This is a genomic window from Streptomyces yokosukanensis (assembly GCF_001514035.1).
Taxonomy (GTDB): Bacteria; Actinomycetota; Actinomycetes; order Streptomycetales; family Streptomycetaceae; genus Streptomyces; species Streptomyces yokosukanensis.
In genome coordinates this window covers 630,139-649,183 of record NZ_KQ948207.1, presented here as the reverse complement: position 1 = coordinate 649,183, position 19,045 = coordinate 630,139, and the positions used below count along the sequence as shown (strand labels likewise).

General features: G+C 69.1%; 20 protein-coding genes and 4 pseudogenes. 13 read left to right on the top strand and 11 right to left on the bottom strand.

What is annotated here, in order from left to right; translation table 11 throughout:
• Positions 1–57: 57 nt before the first annotated feature.
• Together AQI95_RS44505 and AQI95_RS48760 are read left to right on the top strand one after the other, a co-directional pair.
• Positions 58–630: pseudogene (locus AQI95_RS44505) on the top strand (ATP-binding cassette domain-containing protein); the annotation flags it as partial.
• Positions 631–658: 28 nt separating this feature from the next.
• Positions 659–1,437, top strand: a pseudogene (locus AQI95_RS48760) (ABC transporter permease).
• Between the two features lie 142 nt (positions 1,438–1,579).
• On the opposite strand, the gene AQI95_RS06060 reads toward AQI95_RS48760, so the two are convergent.
• Positions 1,580–1,876 carry a hypothetical protein gene (locus AQI95_RS06060; protein ID WP_067118412.1) on the bottom strand — a complete coding sequence of 99 codons (297 nt, stop codon included), beginning with the start codon at positions 1,874–1,876 and terminating at the stop codon, positions 1,580–1,582.
• A gap of 119 nt (positions 1,877–1,995) precedes the next feature.
• Here AQI95_RS06060 and AQI95_RS06055 point away from each other — a divergent pair.
• A pseudogene (locus AQI95_RS06055) lies at positions 1,996–3,338 on the top strand (glutamate synthase-related protein).
• Between the two features lie 143 nt (positions 3,339–3,481).
• On the opposite strand, the gene AQI95_RS06050 reads toward AQI95_RS06055, so the two are convergent.
• The 3 genes from AQI95_RS06050 to AQI95_RS06040 all read right to left on the bottom strand — a co-directional run bounded on the left by AQI95_RS06050 (position 3,482) and on the right by AQI95_RS06040 (position 6,330).
• The gene (locus AQI95_RS06050) at positions 3,482–4,912 is read right to left on the bottom strand and encodes an MFS transporter (RefSeq protein ID WP_079071072.1); all 1,431 of its coding nucleotides are present in this window, start codon (positions 4,910–4,912) and stop codon (positions 3,482–3,484) included.
• Positions 4,913–4,932: 20 nt separating this feature from the next.
• Entirely contained in the window at positions 4,933–5,739 is an 807-nt protein-coding gene (locus AQI95_RS06045) for an alpha/beta fold hydrolase (RefSeq protein WP_067118406.1), read from the bottom strand.
• 132 nt (positions 5,740–5,871) lie between these two features.
• Positions 5,872–6,330, bottom strand: coding sequence for a cupin domain-containing protein (locus tag AQI95_RS06040; RefSeq protein ID WP_067118403.1), 459 nt, complete (start codon positions 6,328–6,330; stop codon positions 5,872–5,874).
• A gap of 180 nt (positions 6,331–6,510) precedes the next feature.
• On the opposite strand from AQI95_RS06040, the gene AQI95_RS06035 reads away from it, so the two are divergent.
• Positions 6,511–7,065: a TetR/AcrR family transcriptional regulator gene (locus tag AQI95_RS06035; RefSeq protein ID WP_244188647.1), complete on the top strand. Its 555-nt coding sequence runs from the start codon at positions 6,511–6,513 to the stop codon at positions 7,063–7,065.
• Here AQI95_RS06035 and AQI95_RS06030 read toward each other — a convergent pair.
• From AQI95_RS06030 to AQI95_RS49785, 4 genes are all read right to left on the bottom strand, one after another.
• On the bottom strand, positions 7,055–7,975 hold the full coding sequence (locus AQI95_RS06030) for a CE1 family esterase (protein WP_067118843.1): 921 nt from the start codon (positions 7,973–7,975) through the stop codon (positions 7,055–7,057). The two genes, AQI95_RS06035 and AQI95_RS06030, sit on opposite strands and share 11 nt — an antisense overlap.
• On the bottom strand, positions 7,972–8,199 hold the full coding sequence (locus AQI95_RS47190) for an AtuA-related protein (protein WP_159056461.1): 228 nt from the start codon (positions 8,197–8,199) through the stop codon (positions 7,972–7,974). Before AQI95_RS47190 ends, AQI95_RS06030 begins: the two co-directional genes overlap by 4 nt.
• Before the next feature lie 85 nt (positions 8,200–8,284).
• Entirely contained in the window at positions 8,285–8,977 is a 693-nt protein-coding gene (locus tag AQI95_RS49790; RefSeq protein WP_208614080.1) for an acyclic terpene utilization AtuA family protein, read from the bottom strand.
• Positions 8,905–9,405: an acyclic terpene utilization AtuA family protein gene (locus AQI95_RS49785; RefSeq protein WP_208614079.1), complete on the bottom strand. Its 501-nt coding sequence runs from the start codon at positions 9,403–9,405 to the stop codon at positions 8,905–8,907. Before AQI95_RS49785 ends, AQI95_RS49790 begins: the two co-directional genes overlap by 73 nt.
• 123 nt (positions 9,406–9,528) lie before the next feature.
• Between AQI95_RS49785 and AQI95_RS06020 the strand changes: the two genes are divergently transcribed.
• A complete protein-coding gene (locus AQI95_RS06020) occupies positions 9,529–10,461 on the top strand; it encodes a LysR family transcriptional regulator (RefSeq protein ID WP_067118397.1) in 933 nt (310 codons plus the stop codon).
• Between the two features lie 9 nt (positions 10,462–10,470).
• Here the strand turns inward: AQI95_RS06020 and AQI95_RS06015 are convergent, their stop codons facing one another.
• Both AQI95_RS06015 and AQI95_RS06010 read right to left on the bottom strand, forming a co-directional pair.
• Positions 10,471–11,061: a snapalysin family zinc-dependent metalloprotease gene (locus AQI95_RS06015; RefSeq protein ID WP_067118394.1), complete on the bottom strand. Its 591-nt coding sequence runs from the start codon at positions 11,059–11,061 to the stop codon at positions 10,471–10,473.
• Positions 11,062–11,444: 383 nt separating this feature from the next.
• Positions 11,445–12,203 (bottom strand): DeoR/GlpR family DNA-binding transcription regulator, encoded by a 759-nt coding sequence (locus AQI95_RS06010; RefSeq protein WP_067118391.1) that lies wholly within the window; start codon positions 12,201–12,203, stop codon positions 11,445–11,447.
• A 49-nt stretch (positions 12,204–12,252) separates the two neighbouring features.
• Here AQI95_RS06010 and AQI95_RS06005 point away from each other — a divergent pair, with 49 nt between their 5' ends.
• From AQI95_RS06005 to AQI95_RS05995, 3 genes are all read left to right on the top strand, one after another.
• Positions 12,253–12,636 (top strand): DUF4406 domain-containing protein, encoded by a 384-nt coding sequence (locus AQI95_RS06005; RefSeq protein WP_067118388.1) that lies wholly within the window; start codon positions 12,253–12,255, stop codon positions 12,634–12,636.
• A complete protein-coding gene (locus tag AQI95_RS06000; RefSeq protein ID WP_067118385.1) occupies positions 12,633–13,310 on the top strand; it encodes an NUDIX domain-containing protein in 678 nt (225 codons plus the stop codon). Before AQI95_RS06005 ends, AQI95_RS06000 begins: the two co-directional genes overlap by 4 nt.
• A gap of 253 nt (positions 13,311–13,563) precedes the next feature.
• Positions 13,564–14,532, top strand: a complete 969-nt coding sequence (locus AQI95_RS05995; protein ID WP_067118382.1) for an alpha/beta hydrolase — start codon at positions 13,564–13,566, stop codon at positions 14,530–14,532.
• 82 nt (positions 14,533–14,614) lie between these two features.
• Here the strand turns inward: AQI95_RS05995 and AQI95_RS05990 are convergent, their stop codons facing one another.
• Complete coding sequence (locus AQI95_RS05990) at positions 14,615–15,049, bottom strand: VOC family protein (RefSeq protein ID WP_067118378.1); 435 nt, start codon at positions 15,047–15,049, stop codon at positions 14,615–14,617.
• 307 nt (positions 15,050–15,356) lie between these two features.
• Here AQI95_RS05990 and AQI95_RS05985 point away from each other — a divergent pair, with 307 nt between their 5' ends.
• The 5 genes and pseudogenes from AQI95_RS05985 (at position 15,357) to AQI95_RS05970 (ending at position 19,036) form a co-directional block, all read left to right on the top strand.
• Complete coding sequence (locus AQI95_RS05985; protein WP_067118375.1) at positions 15,357–15,974, top strand: DinB family protein; 618 nt, start codon at positions 15,357–15,359, stop codon at positions 15,972–15,974.
• Between the two features lie 202 nt (positions 15,975–16,176).
• A complete protein-coding gene (locus tag AQI95_RS05980; RefSeq protein ID WP_279616996.1) occupies positions 16,177–16,626 on the top strand; it encodes an NADPH-dependent F420 reductase in 450 nt (149 codons plus the stop codon).
• 173 nt (positions 16,627–16,799) lie between these two features.
• Positions 16,800–17,153 carry an antibiotic biosynthesis monooxygenase family protein gene (locus AQI95_RS05975; RefSeq protein ID WP_067118839.1) on the top strand — a complete coding sequence of 118 codons (354 nt, stop codon included), beginning with the start codon at positions 16,800–16,802 and terminating at the stop codon, positions 17,151–17,153.
• A 274-nt stretch (positions 17,154–17,427) separates the two neighbouring features.
• Positions 17,428–17,743: pseudogene (locus AQI95_RS50305) on the top strand (transposase family protein); the annotation flags it as partial.
• A gap of 327 nt (positions 17,744–18,070) precedes the next feature.
• Positions 18,071–19,036, top strand: a complete 966-nt coding sequence (locus tag AQI95_RS05970; RefSeq protein WP_067118372.1) for an SGNH/GDSL hydrolase family protein — start codon at positions 18,071–18,073, stop codon at positions 19,034–19,036.
• Positions 19,037–19,045 lie beyond the last annotated feature (9 nt).

Here is a 19,045-nt window from a genome sequence, read left to right as displayed (position 1 = left end):
CTCCGAACCCTCCCGTCGTTGAACGCCGGGCGGGTGCGGTGCGGCGAGGGGGGCAAGATGGAGGTTCGAGGTCTACGGCACGCGTACGGCCGTCGCACTGTCCTGCGGGGCGTCGACCTGCATCTGCGGCCCGGTGCGCTCGCGGGAATCGTCGGCGAGAACGGCGCCGGAAAGTCGACCCTGCTGAAGATCCTGGCCGGCGAACTACGCCCGAGCGGCGGCACCGTCCGCCACCGGGGCGGTTTCGGCTACTGCCCGCAGAACGTCGTCCTCAACGACGCCCTCACCGTCCGCCAGCACCTGCTGTACTTCAAGGCCGCGTTCCGGCTCCCCGACCTCGGCCACGCCGAGGAGATCACGCGCTCTCTGCGGTTGTGCGAGTACGCCGACGAACATGCCGGTGTGCTCAGCGGGGGCACCCGGCAGAAGCTCAACCTCACCCTGGCCCTGATGCACGACCCGCAGGTACTGCTGCTCGACGAGCCCTACCAGGGCTTCGACTGGGACACCTACCAGCGCTTCTGGGACCTGGCCGCCGGCCTGCGCGACGCCGGCCGCTCCGTGCTCGTGGTCTCCCGCATCGCCTACGACATCGAACGCCTCGACGAACTCTGGCGCCTGGACGGGGGGTGCTCCGCCCTCATCGAGGTGCCGCGTCGTGACCCGACACCGTGCCCTGTATCTGACCGCCGTCCGTTACGACCTGATCGCGCACGGCCGCAACCGCTTCGCCATGCTGCTGATCGTCGTCTACATTCCCGTCTGGGTCACACTGGCCTTCGCGGCGATCCCGGATCGAGCAGCCCCCCTCCACCTGTGGGCCACCGGACAGCATCTGACACCGGCCGGCAACCGACTCACCCAGATCACCGGCGCCCTCAACGCGGTCACTCTGATCGCCGGGTTCATGACGTTCGCCGCCACGTTCCGCGGTCACAGCTTCGACCGCCGCCTGGCCATGGCCGGATACCCCCGCTCCCACCTCGTGGCCGCCAAGACGACGTCCCTCGCCCTTGCCTCCGCCGCGATCGCCACGTATGCCACAGCCGTCATCTGCTGCTCATGGTCGCCCAATCAGCCGCTTCAGCTCGCCGCGCACTGTTCTGCGCCGCGATGACGTACGGGGCGCTCGGGGTCGTCCTGGGTTCCGTCCTGCACCGGGAGGTGGAGGGCATGTTCGCCATGGTGATGATCAGTGTCATCGACGTACTCCTGCAGAACCCCCTGTGGAACTCGGCAGCCGACAGTCCCCTGATCCGCTGGCTCCCGACCTACGGTGCCACCCAGGCCGCCACCGCCGCTGCCTTCTCCAGCCGCCCCACGCCCGCTTGCCTCGCCCTCGAACTGCTCTGGTTCACCGCCGCCGCCCTCCTGAGCCTCCTCACGTTCCACCACCGCACACGCACCGCGCGCCCCGAACCCGCCCAGGTGCATTGATCAGGAGCGTGGGCAACAGAGCTGGGTCTTGATCGAGGCGAAGGCCCACAGGGTGGTGGGCCGGCGGACCTCGCGGGACCCGTGGGGGACGGCTGCACTGATCTGCCATGGTCGAGCCTGGTGGGGCTTGGTGGGGCCCTGGTCAGGGCGTGTCGCCGGAGTAGTAGAAGCGGCACACCACGCCCGGGCCGGGTCTGCGCGACTCGCCCGGGCGGGGGTCGTACAGTGCGCGACCGTCGGGCCACCGCGACAGCTGGGTGGACAGGGCGGCGCCGTCCTCGATGTCGTTCGGCTGCCAGTCCGTGATGTCGAGCAGCAGGCCGTCCAGCGGCCCGCCGACCAGTTCCGCGTAGGCCCGGCCTGGCCTGGGGCCGGGCCGGGGATGGTCGTGGTCCTGTCCGTAGACCCGGCCGCGCAGCAACTCCTCATCCCTGTCCATGCGTCCCAGCCTCTCAGCCGCCACCGACAACGCAGGCGTCCCCGAGGACGCCCTGGGACGAAGCCTCGAACCGCCGACCCCCACCACGCGCCCGCGACCTCATACAGAAGTAGCACGCGCTGCTCCGGAACTTCCCGGTGATCGGGCACGCCCGGTATCTGATTGGAGACGATCGGGCCGGAGCTGCGGCAGTACATCGTGACCTCCAACGAGGAGGAGCGCCCGTTCAGCCGTGACCAGCGCACGTGGATCTATGCGTCGGCGAAGGAGGAGAACAACTACTTCGGGTTCGGTACCGACGTCGACGTCGAGCACGTGCAGGGCCATGCGTACGTGAAGCAGCGCACGTTCGCCGACACGCTGCCCGACACACATGACCCGCAGGCCGCGCTGCCCTCGGCCAAGGTGCTGGGCGGGCCGCGCGGGCGCGCCGAGGCGTTCCGACCGGCGAGCGTGGTGAACATCTCCGCGATGAGCTTCGGATCGCTCTCCGGCGCGGCGATCACGGCGCTCAACAAAGGGGCGGCGCTGGCGGGCACGATGCAGAACACGGGCGAAGGGGGCCTCACGCCGTACCACCGCAACGGCGCCGACCTCGTCCTGCAGATCGGAACGGCGTACTTCGGCTGCCGCAACGAGGACGACAGCTTCAACCTCGACAAGCTCAAGGACGTGGTCGCCGGCGCACCGGTCGAGGCGATAGAGATCAAGCTCTCCCCGGGCGCCAAGCCAGGATTGGGCGGGATGCTGCCGGGCGCGAAGGTGACCCCGGAGATCGCCGGGATCCGTCAAGAGCGCGGTGGGCGAGCTGGGCTTCTGGCAGGACCTGGCCACGCTGATGGCGCGTGGTGACCGCGGTGTCGACTTCGTGACCATCGACGGCGGCGAGGGCGGCACTGGCGCGGCGCCGCTGATGTTCACGGACTCGGTGTCGCTGCCGTTCCGCATGAGCTTCTCCTGGGTCTACGGCACCTTCGCGGAGCTGGGGCTGACCGACGAGCTGACCTTCATCGGCTCCGGCAAGCTCGGCCTGCCCGAGAACGCCGCGGTCGCCTTCGCTCTGGGTGCCGACATGATCAACGTGGCCCGTCAGGCGATGCTGTCGATCGGCTACATCCAGTCGCAGAAGTGCCACACCGACAAGTGCCCCACCCGCGTCGCCACGCAGGACCCGTGGCTGTCCCGCGGCCTCGACCCGACCTCGAAGGCCACCCGGGCCGCTGTCTACCTGCGCACCCTGCGCAAGGAGCTGATGAAGGTCTCGGCAGCCGTCGGCGTCGCCCACCCGGCACTGATCACGGCCACCGACATCGAGATCATGAACGGCGACTACGACGCCCGCACCCTGGCCGGCGTCTACGGCTACAAGGACGGCTGGGGCGAACTCGGCCCACACCTCGCCGAAGAGATCACTGCACTGCCGGCCACCAAGCCGACCTCCGTGCGGAAGCCGTCGGTCTGACGCGTCATCAAGCGGCAAGCACCAGTGCGCGGTGGGCGTCCATATGTCCATACGGACACCCACGCGCGTGTGCGGCGGCCATCGCACACTCCGCGACGTCCGTGCGCGCTCGGCGCTCGGACTTGGACACGGACGCAACGGCCTCAGGCGCTCGTGGCGCGGTCCGGCCCGATGGGCCGGGGCCCGTGATGCCTGCGGGACGGGCGTGGACCCGGGGCGTCCGCGTTCGGCCGGGGACGTGTGGAGAACGCGCCGATGGCGAGGATGGCCAGCCCGCAGCCGGTGATGGTCCACCATGCGGCCTGCCGCGCTCCGGCGGCGATGACGGCGCCGATCACCGCGATACCGAGTGCGGCGCCGATCTGACGGCTGGTCGCGGCGATCGCCGCGGCCACTCCCGCCTGGTCGCGCGGCAGGCCCGCGACGGCCGTGTCGGTGATGGGCGCGTTGACGAACCCGAAGCCCAGCCCGAACAACGCGTACGCCACGGAGAGGAGCAGGTCGCAGTGGTCCGCGGAGTGCGTGGCCGCCGCGGCCAGCGCGCCGCCCGCGGTGATGCCGAGCCCGGCGAGCAGCAGCGGGACACGGGGCCCGCGACTGCCCACGATCCGCCCGGCCAGCGGCGGACACACCAGGCACGGCACTGCCATCGGCAACAGGCGCACGCCCGTCTCCAGTGCGCTCAGTCCCCGTACCTGTTGGAGATACAGGGAGTTGGCGAAGAGGAACCCGCCGAGCGCACTGAAGGCGCACACCGCCATCAGCGTGGCGCCGCTGAAGGACGGGCTGCGGAAGAGTCGAGGGTCGATGAGCGGTTCGTCGCGTCGGTTCTCGTACGGTACGAGCCAGGCGACGGCGCCTGCCGCGGCGCCGAGGCAGGCCACGATGACAGGCGCCGTCCAACCGCGGCCGGGCGCTTCGATGATGGCGTAGGTCAGCATGCCGAGGGCCGCGATCACCAGCAGCTGGCCCACCGGGTCGGTCCGGCGGGGCCGCGGGGCGCGGGACTCCGGGACGAATACGACGGTCAGTAGCAGCGCGGCCAGTCCGATCGGCACGTTCAGCCAGAACACCGACCGCCACCCGGCCGTCTGAACCAGGACGCCACCGAGGATCGGTCCGCACGCCATGCTGATGCCGACCACACCGCCCCACACGCCGATGGCGCGTGCCCGCTCCCGCGGCTCGGGGAAGGAGTTGGCGAGGATGGCCATGGCGACCGGTGTGAGCATGCAGCCGCCGAGCGCCTGCGCCATGCGGAAGGCGATGAGCCAGCCCAGCGCCGGCGCCAGGCTGCACAGGGCCGATCCGCCGGTGAACAGCAGGAGACCGACCAGGAAGACGCGCCGGCGCCCGAGGCGGTCGGCCGTGGAGCCGGCCAGGATCAGCAGCGAGGCCAGCACGATGGTGTAGGCGTCGAGGGTCCACTGCAGGCCCGGTACCGAGCAGTGCAGGTCGTCCTGGATGGCGGGGAGGGCGACGTTGAGAATCGTGGTGTCGAGGCTGACCAGGAGCACGCTCATACAGCAGACGGCGAGGACCAACGCCCTTCTGCGGCGGCTGGTTTCGGGCATGTGGACCGACCTCGGGGCGGTCAGTTGTGCGGCCGGTGGGTGGCGTGGGCTTCGGCGAAGTCCCATACCACGGGCAGGAATTGCTCGGGAGTCTCCACCTGCGGCATGTGGCCGGTGCCCGCCAGCAGTCGGAACTCGGCACCGGGTATCGCCTGCGCGTACGCCCGCCCGTAGTCGGCATCGACCACCTGGTCGCTCGCACCCCATGCGACGAGAGTCGGGTGGTCGATCTTGGCCAGCCGCTCGCTCAGGGTGGGATCGGCCATGTCGTTCGCACCCGCGTAGACCTCCAGGGCGGCACGGTTCGCGGCCAGGACCGCGCGCTGCCCGTCGTCCAGCGCGCCGGGGTCGAAGCGGAACTTGGCGGGGTCGTGGAACGAGAGCCGGGACAGCTCGATGGGCGTCAGACCGAAGGTCTCGGCTATCGGGTGGCCGTCGACCCGGATGCCGACGGCGTTGACGATGGTGACGCTGCTGATCCGGTCGCTGCCGAGTGCCGCCAGTTCGGCCGCGATCCAGCCGCCGATGGAGTTGCCCACGACGGCGACGTCCCGCAGATCGAGGGTGTCGAGCAGGTGCGCGTAGACCTGGGCAAGAGTCTGGACGTCGGTCAGCCAGTCGGGGCGTTCGGTACCGCCGAAGCCGGGGTGGAAGGGGGTGAACACCCTGGCCGGGCGCTGCTCGGCGAGCAGCGCCGCGAACGGCAGCACCGTCTGCGGGCCGCCGCCTCCGTGCAGGAAGAGGAAGGTGTGCCCCCGGTCGCCGGACTGCTCGACGGTGACGTCGAGGGTGCCCTGTTCGAGCGTGAGAGCGTAGGTGCTGGTCATCTGCTGCTCCTCAAGTGGTCTGTGTTTCAAGCTGGTTGTCGCGACGAGGACCGTCCGTGACAGGCGTCCACGGGAGCCGTCCACGACGGCCTTCGTCACCGGCCGCATGGACGGGGGCCGGGGCGGGATGGGTCACGCGTAGTCGGTCGCGGGCTCGGTGGCGTAGCGGCTCATCACCGTGACGGTCGACTCGGGGGTCCGCTCCTGACCGGCGGCGATCATGTCCCGCAGGTCACGGAAGTACTGCACGTACAGGTCGGGCGTGAAGGTGTTGAGCATCACGGCGGGTGTGTCACCGGGGTTGGCGAAGGTGTGCGGCGCGCCGGGCGGGATCATCGCCAGGGTGCCGGCGGGGGCCACGTGCGTCGTCTCGCCGACGGTGAAGTGCACGGTGCCGGACACGACGTAGAAGCCCTCGTCATGTTGGGCGTGCCGGTGCTGGGGCGGGCCCTCGGTGTGGGGAGCGAGAGTGATCTCGCCGATGCCCAGGCGGTGCCCGGTCGTGGTGCCGTCCTCCAGGATGCGCATGCGCGCGGGACCCAGCTGGATCGCCTCGCCATCGTCGGGACCGACCACGGAGACCTGTGTCATGACTGACTCCTTCATGAGAGCGAACTCTCAGGAGAGTAGATGGCCGACCCTCCTCATGCAAGTACGCTCTCATAAAAAGAGTCAGGCGCTACGATGATGGCGGTACCTACAACAGAGAGGCCCACGATGACGGCGGCACAGTCCGGAAGCGGTCGCACGAATCAGAAGCAGCGCACCCGCATGGCGATCGTGGCGGCCGCACGCGAACTGATCGGCACCGGAACAGAGGTGACCATGCCCCGGATCGCCCGCGCGGCCCTGGTCTCCGAGGCCACCGCCTACCGGTACTTCCCCGATCTCCCCTCGCTGATGAGCGAGGCGCTCTCCGGCGTCTGGCCACCTCCGGCACAGGCGCTGGCGCCGGTCGCCGAGTCCACCGATCCTGTCGAACGCATCTCCTTCGCCTGCGAGTTCCTGCTCCGCGGTGTCCTCGTCCGCCAAGGCGCCGTCCGGGCGATGATCGCCGCCACCATCACCCGGCCCGAGAACGCGAGCACACGCCCCGGCATCCGCTTCGGCCTGATCGACCATGCGCTCCAGCCGCTCGAAAGCACTCTGGGGACAGCGGATCCGCAAGCGTTCGCCCAGCTCAAGCGAGACCTCGCCGTGGTCGTGAGCGCCGAGGCGCTTTTCACGCTCACCGATCTGTGCGGTCTCACCCCGGACGAGGCCGTCGACAGCGCCGTACGCACCGCGACCACCCTCACCCGGGCCGCAGCACGCATCACGAACTGATTCGGAAGGCGTCAGGGGGCGCGGCGTCGGCGGGCAGGGAGCAGAAGGCGGCGACTGCGGCGACCGTGTCGAAGGTCAGGTCGGTACGGCCCATGAGGAAGGGTGCCCTCTTCGTGCCGGGGATGGTGTGGCCGCCGCCGTCGATCGTGTAGAGGGAGACGGCCGGGCGCCCGGGCTGGCGGTAGTGAAGCGCCGTCACTGAGGTCTTTCCGCGCCCGGTGCCGCCGCCCTTCGTACGGCCCAGCTGTTCGGTGACCGGCTCGGCACTGATCTGGTTGCGCTGAGCGTAGTAGCGGGCGGTCTCAGGTGCCGACAGGCCGAGGCCGCGGGGGCGCAAGCCCCACATGGCGGCCATGCCGCCCCCGTAGGGCACGAGCGGGTCCTTGGTGCCGTGGACGAGCATGATCGGCAGCGGGTGGTGTACGGGGTTGGTGGGGGCGAAGTTCTCTTCGGCCGGCTGGGTTGCGGAGATCACCGCGGCGCCGGCCAGCAGGTCGGGGATCTCGTGGGCGAGGCGGATCGCCATCTGCCCGCCGTTGGAGAATCCGACGACGTACACCCGGGAGGGATCACCGCCGTGGCGACGCACCAGCAGGTCGATGGTGTCGCGCACGAAGGCGACGTCGTCGTATTCCTCGGTGCGCGCGGCGAACCGATTGGAGATGCGGGCGTCGTTCCAGTGCTGCTTGTAGCCGTCGAGATAGGCGAGCACGGCTGCGCCGTCGGCGGCGAGGCGCTCGAAGGCATGGGCGGTGAAGGCACGTAGCTTGGCAGCCGTCTGGTGGGAGCCGTGCAGCAGCAGGACGATCGGGCGCGACTGCCGACCCGTCCGGCCTACGACGGTCAGCGTGCGGGTCTTGCCCTGGACCTGCAGCGTCTGCGTGGTCGCGGGTACGTCGGGTGCGGTCATGGTGATTCCCATCGCCGGGCGGGAGTGGTCGGTTCGTTGGGGATTTCAATGGGTGCTTCAGTGGGGACGGGGAGGGCCAGGGCGGCGGTGAGCCTGGCGCGCAACATCGGGTGGTCGGCCGCGTTGCGGGCCACGATGGTCAGAGTCAGGCCGCGTCCCTTGTCACCGGCGCGCGCGTGGGCCAGATCGCGCAGGGTCGGGCCGGGTGCACTCGCCGGATGCATCAGCGGCTCCCCAGCAGGTCGATCGAGGGGACGGCGGCGCTGCGGTGCACCGTGCTGGAGACCATGCCGAGAACCGGTTCGGTGGTCACCCGGACGCCGCCTCCTCCGGCGGGACCGTTGGAGTACGGCGCAGTGACCTCCTCGCCGAGCCGGGCAGCCGTGTCCGCTTCATCCGCGTGCGCGACCATGGACATCGGCACCGGCCCGAACCCGGCAGCAGGGTGCCGTCCGGCCGCACCATCGGATCGACTCCCAGCAGGTCCTCCCCCGGGCGGCGGAAGACTCCCCGAGTGCGCTCACGCACGACTGCCGCCACGAGTGCGGCTCGACCGCGGGCGCCGGACCCGCAGTAGTCGAACTCGGCCTCACACCGGTAGGCGGCCTGGAAGCCCCCGCTGACCTTGAGGTCATCGGGAGCCGTCCGTCCCCGTGCTCCGCTGGCACGTACGCGGTCGCCGCCCAGGTCCTCGATGACGACGCCCGTGAAGTCGGCCCGCACATCGGGAGTGACCACATCGGGAGTGACGCAGTCCGACGGATCACCGATCTCGTAGCCCAGCTGAGCTGCGGTGACCTGACCCGCGCATTCCAGCAGATGGCCGACCAGCGTGCCGCGGGCGGCCAGGTCGGCGTCCCGCAGGTCCCACCCGCGATGGTGGGCCACGCAGCCGACGAACAGCGAGGGGTCGGCGACGCGACCGGTGATCACCACGTCGGCACCGGTGTCCAGCGCGGCGCGGACGGCGTCCGCGCCCAGGTAGGCATGGGCGGCGACCAAACGGCCTTGTTCGGCCAGGGCCGTCCGTCCCCCTGCGCCGGTCGGCCGGGGTCCATGGGCGCCGTCACCTCGTCTCCGGTCACCACGGCGATGGTCAGCTCAAGGCCGAGTCGCCGGGCGGGCCGGGCCGCCACTTCGCCGGCGGCCGCGGGGTTGGCCGCACCGAGGTTGGTGACCAGTCGTGTGCCGTGTGTTGCCACCGCGGGCAGCAGCGGGGTCAACCGCCGTTCGAGGAGCGGGTCGTACCCGCCCTGTGGGTCCGTCAGACGGCGCAGCGTGCCCGCGGCGATCGTGCGCTCGGCCAGGCACTCCAGCACGAGGTAGTCCAGCTCACCACGGTCCAGCAGGTCGGATGCCGGGGCGAAGCGGTCGCCGGCGAACCCGGCCCCGCAGCCGATCCGGGTTGCCGCGAGCATCCTGACTCCCATGACATCAACTTCCTGAAAACAGCCGCCATTTGTCTGCGTTCAGGCGGGGCGACGCCTCCACGCTAGGTGGACCATTTGTCCACGAGAAGACATTGATTCTGCATGGACCTATGCTCTGACGACATGGAGGTGTCCCTGTCCCAGATGGCGGTCCTCGACGCCGTGGCCCGCAACCGCTCGTTCAGCGGCGCGGCCCGCGACCTGCACATCGGCCAGCCGGTGGTGTCACGGACCGTGGCCCTCGTGGAGCGCGTGGTGAACGCCACGCTGTTCACGCGCACCACACGGACGGTTGAACTGACGGACGCCGGCCGCGCCTACCTGGAGATCGCCCGAAGCGTCCTCGCCGCCGCCGACCGCGCTCACCGGCAATGGGACGGATACCAGGCGGGCGAGAACGGCGAGGTCGCCGTCGCCGTACTGCCCTCCGTGGCGGCCACTGTGCTGCCGGCCGCTGTCAGAGAGTTCACCCGCGGCAGGCCGGGCCGTTCGGTCACCGTCTACGACGTACCGGCCGACGAAGGCCTGAACATGCTCAAGGCCGGACACGTCGATCTGGCGGTGTGCGAAGCCCGGCAGGCGCACCTGGTTCCCGACTTCGCCGACGTCGAACTGCTGGCCACCGACACGCTGGTCGCCGTCATGCCTCCGGACAGTCCTCTCGCCGCCCTGGACGAGATCACCTGGGCGCAACTGGCGCAGCACCCTTTTGTCGCCCTGCTGCCCGGAAGCACCGTCCGCGCGCTGACCGACTTCGGATTCGACGCGGCAAGCACCAGCCCCCGCGCTCTCGTCACTGCCCGGGGGGTGCCCACGGTGGCCGGACTGGTCGCGGCGAACATCGGCGTCAGCGCCGTACCGACAGGAGTCCTGCCGCTCCTCGGCTCCCAGGCTCTCGCCGTCCGACCACTGGCCGATCCCGTGGTCACGCGGCGAATCCACCTGCTCGAACGCACACCACCGTCACCCGCGGCGCACGCGTTCCGCAGGGCCCTCACGGACGCGTTTGCGATCCGGCCCACCACATCGATCCGCTCCAGGAGCCCCCGACCTTGAAGGACAAGCTCAGCGCGGCTCGGTGAGCCTCCGGTCGGACCAGACGTCGATCACCACCTGGTGGCGATGCGGACGCAGAGCCGGTGTGCCGGAGGCGTAGTTCTTGTCGACCTGCGCCGCCTCGGCCGCGTCCGGCTTGGCGTTCGTGCAGGACGTGCCGGGGCCGTGGCCGGACATGAGTTCCGAGCACGGGCCGCTGTAGTGGTCGAGCAGACCGAGGATGTGCCCGGTTTCGTGCGCCGCGATCCGGGTCATGTCGTAGCCCTCGTCGACCGCTTGCTGGCCCAACTCCACGTCACCGTTGCCACCGGGGAAGATCGGCCCCAACGTGGTCTGCGGCCAGCCGCTGGTCGCCTCGTAGACGTAGTCGGCCGAACCGGGGGTGCTCGTCGGCACCAGGCGCACGTTGTGCACCGCGTCGTTCCAGTTGCTCACCGCCTGCTCGATCGGTCCCGCCCACTGACCGGCATCGCCGGCGTCGTAGGTCAGGGTGACAACCGCCGTGGTCGCGTGCGGCGCGGAGTGCGCCGAAGCGACGCCGACCGTAGTGCTCAGCATGGCCGGGATCAGTGCCGTCAGGACGGCTATTCGCTTGATCATGAGACTGGTGCGCCTCCTTGAGTCTCAACTGCTGTCCGCAGTAAACGAGTTCGTCGCGAACACGACAACCTCTCTGTCGGCAATCGGGGCGTAGCGGCTGTCAAGTTGGCTCAAATTCGGCGAGGCGTCACTACATGTGGTCGCTGCGACCGGCGGACCGCGATTCGAAGGCGGCCGTGGTGACGGTCCCGTACGGTGCCACCCACTTGAGACGGCGACCTGGTCAGCGGGCAGGGCCGGCGCCACGGTGCCGCGTCGGCAGCGAAGTTGGTCCGCGCAGGTCAGCGCCTCGCGTCCGACTGACTTCGCTGTCCACGGACGATGACGCACCGGTGGGCCGGTGGGCCGGTCGACGATCCCCCGCCCGGGTCGATTCGTGACTGTCAGTCGGCTGCCAAGATCTCCACGCCCAGTGCCTTGAGCTGCTCGATGACCGCGTCGTGGGGGTCGGCATCGGTGATCAGTCCGCTGACCTCGGCCCAGGGCAGGACGCGGAACCGCGAAGCCGTGCCGATCTTCTCGGAGGAGGCGAGGACGTAGGTCTCCGCGGCCCGCGCGGCCAGGGCGCGCTTCATCGCCGCTTCCTCGGCGTCTCCAGTGGTCAGTCCCGCCTCGGGGTGTACGCCGGTGACGCCGAGCAGGCAGAGGTCGGCGGAGACGTTCTGCGCGGCCTCGACCGCGGCAGCACCGCAGGCAACCGCCGAGTGTTTGAAGATGCGGCCCCCGAGCAGGAAGATCTCCGCCTGCGGATGGTCGAGCAGGGCTGCCGCGATCGTCGGGCTGTGGGTGATCACCGTGCAGGCGAGATCCTTCGGGAGTGCGCGGGCGACAGCGAGGGCGGTGGTTCCACCGTCGAGAATCAACACGCCGCCCGGCGGCACCAACCCGGCGGCCACCGAGGCGACCTTCTGCTTGGCGTCCGGGGTCACGGCCTGCCGGGCGGCATAGTCCACCACCGCCGGCGAAACGGGCAGTGCGCCGCCGTAGACCCGCTGGCACAGTCCCTCGGCGGCGAGATCGCGCAGATCACGCCGCACACTGTCCTCGGAAATCCCCAGTCCGGCGGCGACGTCCTTGGCGACGATCTTGCCCTCGTTCGCGAGCAGGGCGAGCAGGTGATCGCGCCGTTCAGCAGCCAGCATCCGTATTCTCTCCTGTTCTTGCACGTTTCTGCATGTATCGTAGCGCGCCATGACCGACAAGCCCATGCTCATCCTGATCGCCGGGCCTTACCGCTCCGGCACAGACGGCGACCCGCAGGCCATGGCCGCCAACCTCACCCACCTCGAAGCCGCCGCCTGGCCCGTCTTCGCCGCAGGCCACCTCCCCGTGATCGGGGAATGGATCGCCCTGCCCGTCCTGCGCTCCGTCGGCGCCGGCCCCACCGACCCCCTCGCCGACCAGGTGCTCTACCCGGCCGCCGACCGCCTGCTCGCCCATTGCGACGCCGTACTGCGCCTGCCCGGCGACTCCGCCGGAGCCGACCAGGACGTCGCCACGGCCCGCCATCGCGGCCTGCCCGTCTACCACGACGTGACCGAGATCCCCCGCCGCACCCCGCAGGAGACCCCGTGAAACCCCGCCCCGGCATCGACACGCCGGACCACCGCGGCCGCACCGGCCTCGACCAGGCCGGGCGCAACCTGGACCGGAACCCCGACGTCGTGATCCGCGAGGTCGAGCTGACCTCCCAGGGCTGGCACGTCCTGCGGCGCACCACCTTCGACTACCGCCGCCGCGACGGACGTTGGCAAACCCTGACGCGCGAGACCTACGACCGCGGAAACGGTGCCGTCGTCCTGCCCTACGACACCGCGCACGGCTGCGTCCTGCTCTGCCGCCAGTTCCGCTACCCGGCCTACGTCAACGACCATCCCGACGGCATGCTCATCGAAGCGGCCGCGGGGTTGCTCGAAGCGGACGATCCGCCCACCGCCGTCCGACGCGAGAGCGCCGAAGAACTCGGCGTCACCCTCGGTCCGCTCACCCACGTCCTCGACGCCTACATGAGCCCCGGCTCCGTCACCGAACGCCTTCACTTCTTCGCCGCCCCCTACACCCCGGCCGACCGCCCCGGAGCCGGCGGCGGACTCGAGGAGGACGGCGAGGACATCGAGGTCCTTGAACTGCCCTTCGCCGAGGCCCTCGCCATGACCCGGGACGGACGCATCACCGACGGCAAGACCATCTTGCTCCTGCAATGGGCTGCCCTGGACGGACCGTTCGCCCCCGCAGCGGGCACCGGCTGACACCATCGCACGGACTTCCCGGCGGCCTGAGGTTCGGTGAGGCAGTCGCGCACCCCGGGGGCGGGACGGGAGCGGGCGCCTTCTTGGAATGCAGTGGCGGACAATGCGTGACTATGCTGGCTTTAGCCTCATCGGGGGCCAGAACCAGGGCGCAGGCCCCATCGGCCGCCCCGCAGCCCGAGCGCACCGCGGCGCTCTTCGGTCTCGTGCGCTCGTCACCATGCGCTTCTCGGACTTCCCAGGGAGTATTCCCATGGCTGCTCAGACCGCCTCAATCGTTCTTGAGGCAGAGGCACAGGACCTCGCCGACGCAACCTCCCAGCACCCTTTCCTGTACGAGCTGGATCCGATCGCAGCGCGCAAGGTCCTCGACGACCTTCAGGCCGCCCCGGTCGACAAGCTGCCGGCCGACGAGGAGTGGATCACCGTACCGGCCGCGGTGGGCGATGTACGGGTACGCATCGTCAAACCGCAGGGCCTCACCGGAACGCTGCCCGTCGTGTTGTACATGCACGGTGGTGGTTGGGTCCTGGGCAACGCCGGCACCCACGACCGCCTGGTGCGCGAATTGGCGATCGGCGCACGTGCGGCAGTGGCCTTCGTGGAGTACACGCCGTCGCCCGAGGCCCACTACCCCGTGGCCATCGAGCAGGGCTACGCCACCGCGCAGTGGATCGTCCGCGAGGGAGCGTCCAAGGGACTGGACGCGACGCGCATGGCAGTGGCCGGGGAATCGGTCGGCGGAAACATGACGGCCGCACTCGCCCTCATGGCCAAGGAACGTGGTGACATCAAGTTTGTACAGCAGTCGATGTACTACCCGGTCACGGACGCTGCCATGAACACCGGTTCCTACGACCAGTTCGCCACCGGCTACTACCTGAGCCGCAAGCTGATGGAGTGGTTCTGGGACGCCTACACGACCGACCCGAACCAGCGCGCGGAGATCACCGCTTCTCCCAACCGCGCTACCGTCGAGCAACTCTCCGACCTGCCGCCCGCCCTGCTGATCGTCGACGAGGCCGACGTGCTGCGCGACGAGGGTGAGGCGTACGCCGCCAAGCTCCGGGCAGCCGGCGTCCCGGTGACCACGGTGCGCTACGACGGCACAGTCCACGACTTCATGATGCTCAACTCGCTCAGCCAGTCCAAAGCCGCCCGCGGAGCCATCGACCAGGCCACGCTGTTCCTGCGCAACGCCCTCGGAACCGGCCAAGCCTAGATGCTGCGACCACGGAGGCTGACCGACGAAGAGGAAGAGGCCGGAGGGAGACGGCGCCCCACCTCACCGTCTCGGAGGATGCTCAGTCGAGACAGAACTCGTTGCCCTCGACGTCCTGCATCACCATGCACGACTCGTTGTCTTCATCGGCAAGCAGTAGGCGCACGCGCACCGCCCCGAGTGCGATCAGTCGTGCGCATTCGGCCTCAAGCGTGGCCAGGCGCTCTTCACCCACGAGCCCGGTTCCGACCCGCACATCCAGATGCACCCGATTCTTGACGACCTTGCCTTCCGGTACGCGCTGAAAGTACAGTCGCGGACCCACGCCTGAGGGATCAATGCATACGAACCAGGAATCCCTCTGCTCAGGAGCCAGGGAACGGTTGTAATCGTCCCACGTGGCGAACCCCTCCGGCGGCGGCGGTACCACGTACCCCAACACCTCACTCCAAAAGCGAGCAACGCGCTCCGGTTCGGCGCAATCGAAGGTGACCTGGAACTGCTTGATCGATGACATGCGCGCACCATAGCAGGGGGCTCTGTTCCCCATTTCCCGGTGTGTATCGGCATGTTGTCGGGAGGCCTGCACCTGCTGGCCTCTCCCCCGTCGCGCGCTCGCGGGAAGCGAACCGGTGTCGACACCTCCAAGAAATTGCCCTCGTCTCCGGACCGCACCGCGCCCACGGCCTTCGCCGCGTCTCCAGGCGCCATCCTGCCGATCCGAGCCCGCGCACACGGAGAGGACACCTCCCGGGTGGGGACCACAACCGCACCCCGCCCCGAACCATGGACGCCGGCGACAGCGCATGAAAGCCTCGTGCCCTATGATCGATGATTTCGCGAAAGAGTACCTGCACAGCGATCTGCGAGAGATTCGCGAAGCGCTGCTCTGGAAGCTCGACGGGCTCGGCGAGTACGACATCCGCCGCCCCCTGACCTCGACGGGCACGAACCTTCTCGGCCTGGTCAAGCACCTGTCGATGTGGGAGTCCAGGTACTTCGGCGAAGTCTTCGAGCGGCCGTTCCCCGAACCTCTCCCCCGGTGGGACGACGCCGGGGAACGCGGCGCCGACCTGTGGGCGACCGAGCACGAGACTCGTGAGGAGATCATCGACCGCTACCGTCGCGTATGGGAGCACTCGGACGCGACGATCACCGCCCTCCCCATCGACTCCCCCGGCTACGTACCCTGGTGGCCACGTCCCAACGTGAGGCTGTTCAACATCCTGGTCCACATGCTCACCGAGACCAGCCGACACGCTGGACACGTCGACATCCTGCGTGAGCAACTCGACGAGTCGACAGGCACAACAGCCCAATATGCGACTCCACAGCGCGACGCGGCCTTTTGGGCAACCCAGCGCGCGACGATCGAGCGAGCCGCCAAAGCAGCCGTCACAAGGTCCGATCACGCTGGTTCCTCCGACGCAGACGCCTATTGATCCGTCACATCAGCTGTCGTAGCCGGCCGACAAGCCACCGCGTGCTTGGCGGTCAGCGGGGCCCACCTATTCGAGGGCCATCTTGATTGACCGAGCGGGCCAGGCCCTCTGGACACTGCCGCATCTTCTCGATCGGCGCGAAGCGCCGACGGAATACACGCGGATCGCTACTGGTTGGCCCGGCGTGGCCACATGAGGACTCATCGGCAGTGGGCGGATCGGCAGCACTCTCGCGAGGCTGGCCGTGAATGGCGGACTCGACGTCGTGCTCAGCAACTCGCGCGGCCCGCAGACGCTGGCTGACCTGGTCGAGGAACTCGGTCCCCGGGCGCGGGCGGCGACCCCGGCAGAGGCCGGGTCTGCAGCAGGCGACTGGGTGATCGTGACCGTACCGTTCAAGGCGTTCGACTCCGTGCCGCGCGAGCCTCTCGCGGGCAAGACGGTCAAGAACACCAGTAACTACTCTCCGCGGCGCGACGGCAGGGTCGAGGCCCTGGAGAACGGCTCGACCACGAGCAGCGAGCGGCTCCAGCAGTACCTCGGTGAATCGGCGTACGTCGTGAAGGCGTTCAACAACATCCACCACGCACACCTCGCCGTTTTGCACAGGCCGGCAGGCGCCGAGGTGCGAGGGCTCCTGGCGAAGGCGTAAGAAACAGCTCGTTGATGTCGAAGCCCTTTGCTGTGAGCCGGTGGGCGCGCAGCCGTTTCCCCGGAGCTGCGGGGGGAGATATCGGACGGCTTCGGTCAAGAGCCCGATCCCTCATGATTCTCGTTCAGGAAAGCCGCTGGATCGCTGGGTGCATCCCGCCTTACGGTGGCGCCATGAGCGATCACTTGGAAGCGCCTGTCGCGCCCGTCAAGGCATTTGAACCCCCTTACTACGTGGCTGTCTTCACCACGGTGCGAACACAGGACCAGAGCGGCTACAGCGAAACCAATGCACGCATGGAGGACCTGGTGAAGGATGTCCCTGGGTTCCTGGGGATGGACCATGCGCAGTCTCCTGGCGGGCTGGGCATCACCGTCGGGTACTTCCGCGACGCCGACGCCCTCACAGAGTGGCGGAGCAACGCCGAGCACCGCGCGGCGCAAAAGCGTGGGCAAGCCGAGTGGTACGAGAGTTACACGCTGCATGTGGCGAAAGTGGAGCGGAGCCACGGGTTCACGCGAGCATAGGTCCCGCAGAGTCCGGTAGCAGGCTGACCGACCGAAGTCACCATGTCCTGGCAGGCGCCGTCTCACCAGGCTGTCCGGTGCCGGAACGAGTACGCGTCCGCGAGATCGATGACGACGAGGGGCGAGCGCCCGCTGCGGATCATCCGCAGGGCATCGGCTCGGTGGTGACCTGGCGGTGGGCCCAGATGGTGCTGCCGTCCGCCCGGGGACAGCCCGGTGGCGAACATCGCCGCAGGGACGTTCAACCAGCGCGGACCGGTCCTGGTCGTGACCACAACTTCGACACAGACGGTTGATCCGGTGGGCCGTGGACGGCACTTGGGAGCGGGTTCTCGCCGCGCTCCTGGCGGCGGCCGACGGTGCTGGCGACATCAGCTGGACTGTGCCGGTGGACTCCACCGTCCGCCGCGCCCACCAGCACGCCGCCGGAGCCCGGAGCGGGAGCGTCCAAGTGCGTGGCCGTCGGCAGCCTGAGCACGAAAGTCCGCCTCGTCAGCGACGGCCGTGCAGGACCCATGGCCCTACGTGCCACCGCAGGCCAGGCGGGGGACGCGCCAGCCTTCGCAACTGGCATGACCGACATCCGTGTTCTGTGAAGCGGGCCCGCGGCGAGGCCGTTCCGGTGGGCGGCCACCAGCTTTCATCGCCGAGACATACATGATCGAGAACAGGACAGCCACCGAGAGGACGTGTGTCCGACCGGGATCCTGCAGTCGATCAAGAACCTCCCCAGCGCTGCGCAAATACCGCATCAGAGCGGTCGCCAGTAGGGCGTGAGCGGTCGACACGCCGAGCCCCGGTCACCCACAGAGACGCACCCCGCAGTCCGCTGGTGACTGTCCGTATTGGATCTGGTTCGTTTAGTGATGGTCTCTTTATGGTCAAAGCGACGCCAACACCGTATCCCTGGAGGATTCGTGGCACGCTTCCGCACTCGTCTGGCTCTGCTCGGCTCGGCCGCAGCTCTCGCCGCAGGCGCTCTTGTCCCCGCGCAGTTCGCCGGGGCTCAACCCGCCGCCGCGGCGGACCGCCAGTGGGTCGCACTGGGTGACTCCTACACCGCCGGGGTCATCCCGGCCGCCGGCGACGTCTTCGAAGTCCCCCGCGATGGCTGCGAGCGCACCGACCAGTCCTACCCCCAGGTCATCGACCGCGACCTCGGCTCGCTCTTCGACCTGACCAACGTCAGTTGTGGCGCCGCCACCATCGAGAACGTCACCGACGAAGCCCAGGAGCCGATCGGCCGTCACCTGCCGCCCATCTCCGAGGACCCGGACTACCCGTTCCCCGCGGTGCCGCCCCAGTCCGAGGCGGTGGGCCCCGGCACCGACGTGATCACCGTCGGCGTGGGCGGCAACACCCTCGGCTTCGGCGACATCCTCCTCAAGTGCCCGGAGCTGGGCCAGGGAAGCGGCGGCGTGGGCACCCCGTGCAAGGACGCCCTGGCCGCCGGCATCCCGGCCCGGCTGACCAAGGTGAGCAAGGAATACGACCGGATGCTCACCGTGCTCCACGAGCGCGCCCCGCACGCGAAGATCCTGGCCGTCGGCTACCCCACCATCGTCCCCAAGGACACCTCCAAGTGCCGCTACAACGACCTGACGCAGTTCGGCTCGATCACCCAGGGCGACCTGGACTGGCTGCGCAAGGACGTCCTGGAACCCCTCAACAAGACCATCGAGAAGTCGACCGGCACACAGGAAGCCGCCAGTTTCGTCGACCTCTACGACTCCTCCCAGAACCACAGCGTCTGCGACGCCGGCAAGTGGGTGGAGGGCTTCATCACTCCCCCTGACCAGCTGTCCTTCGTGCACCCCAACGCCCGCGGTCACCGCAACGCCGCCGACCACGTCGAGGAAGCGATGCTGAACGCCCTCGGCTGAGCCAACCCG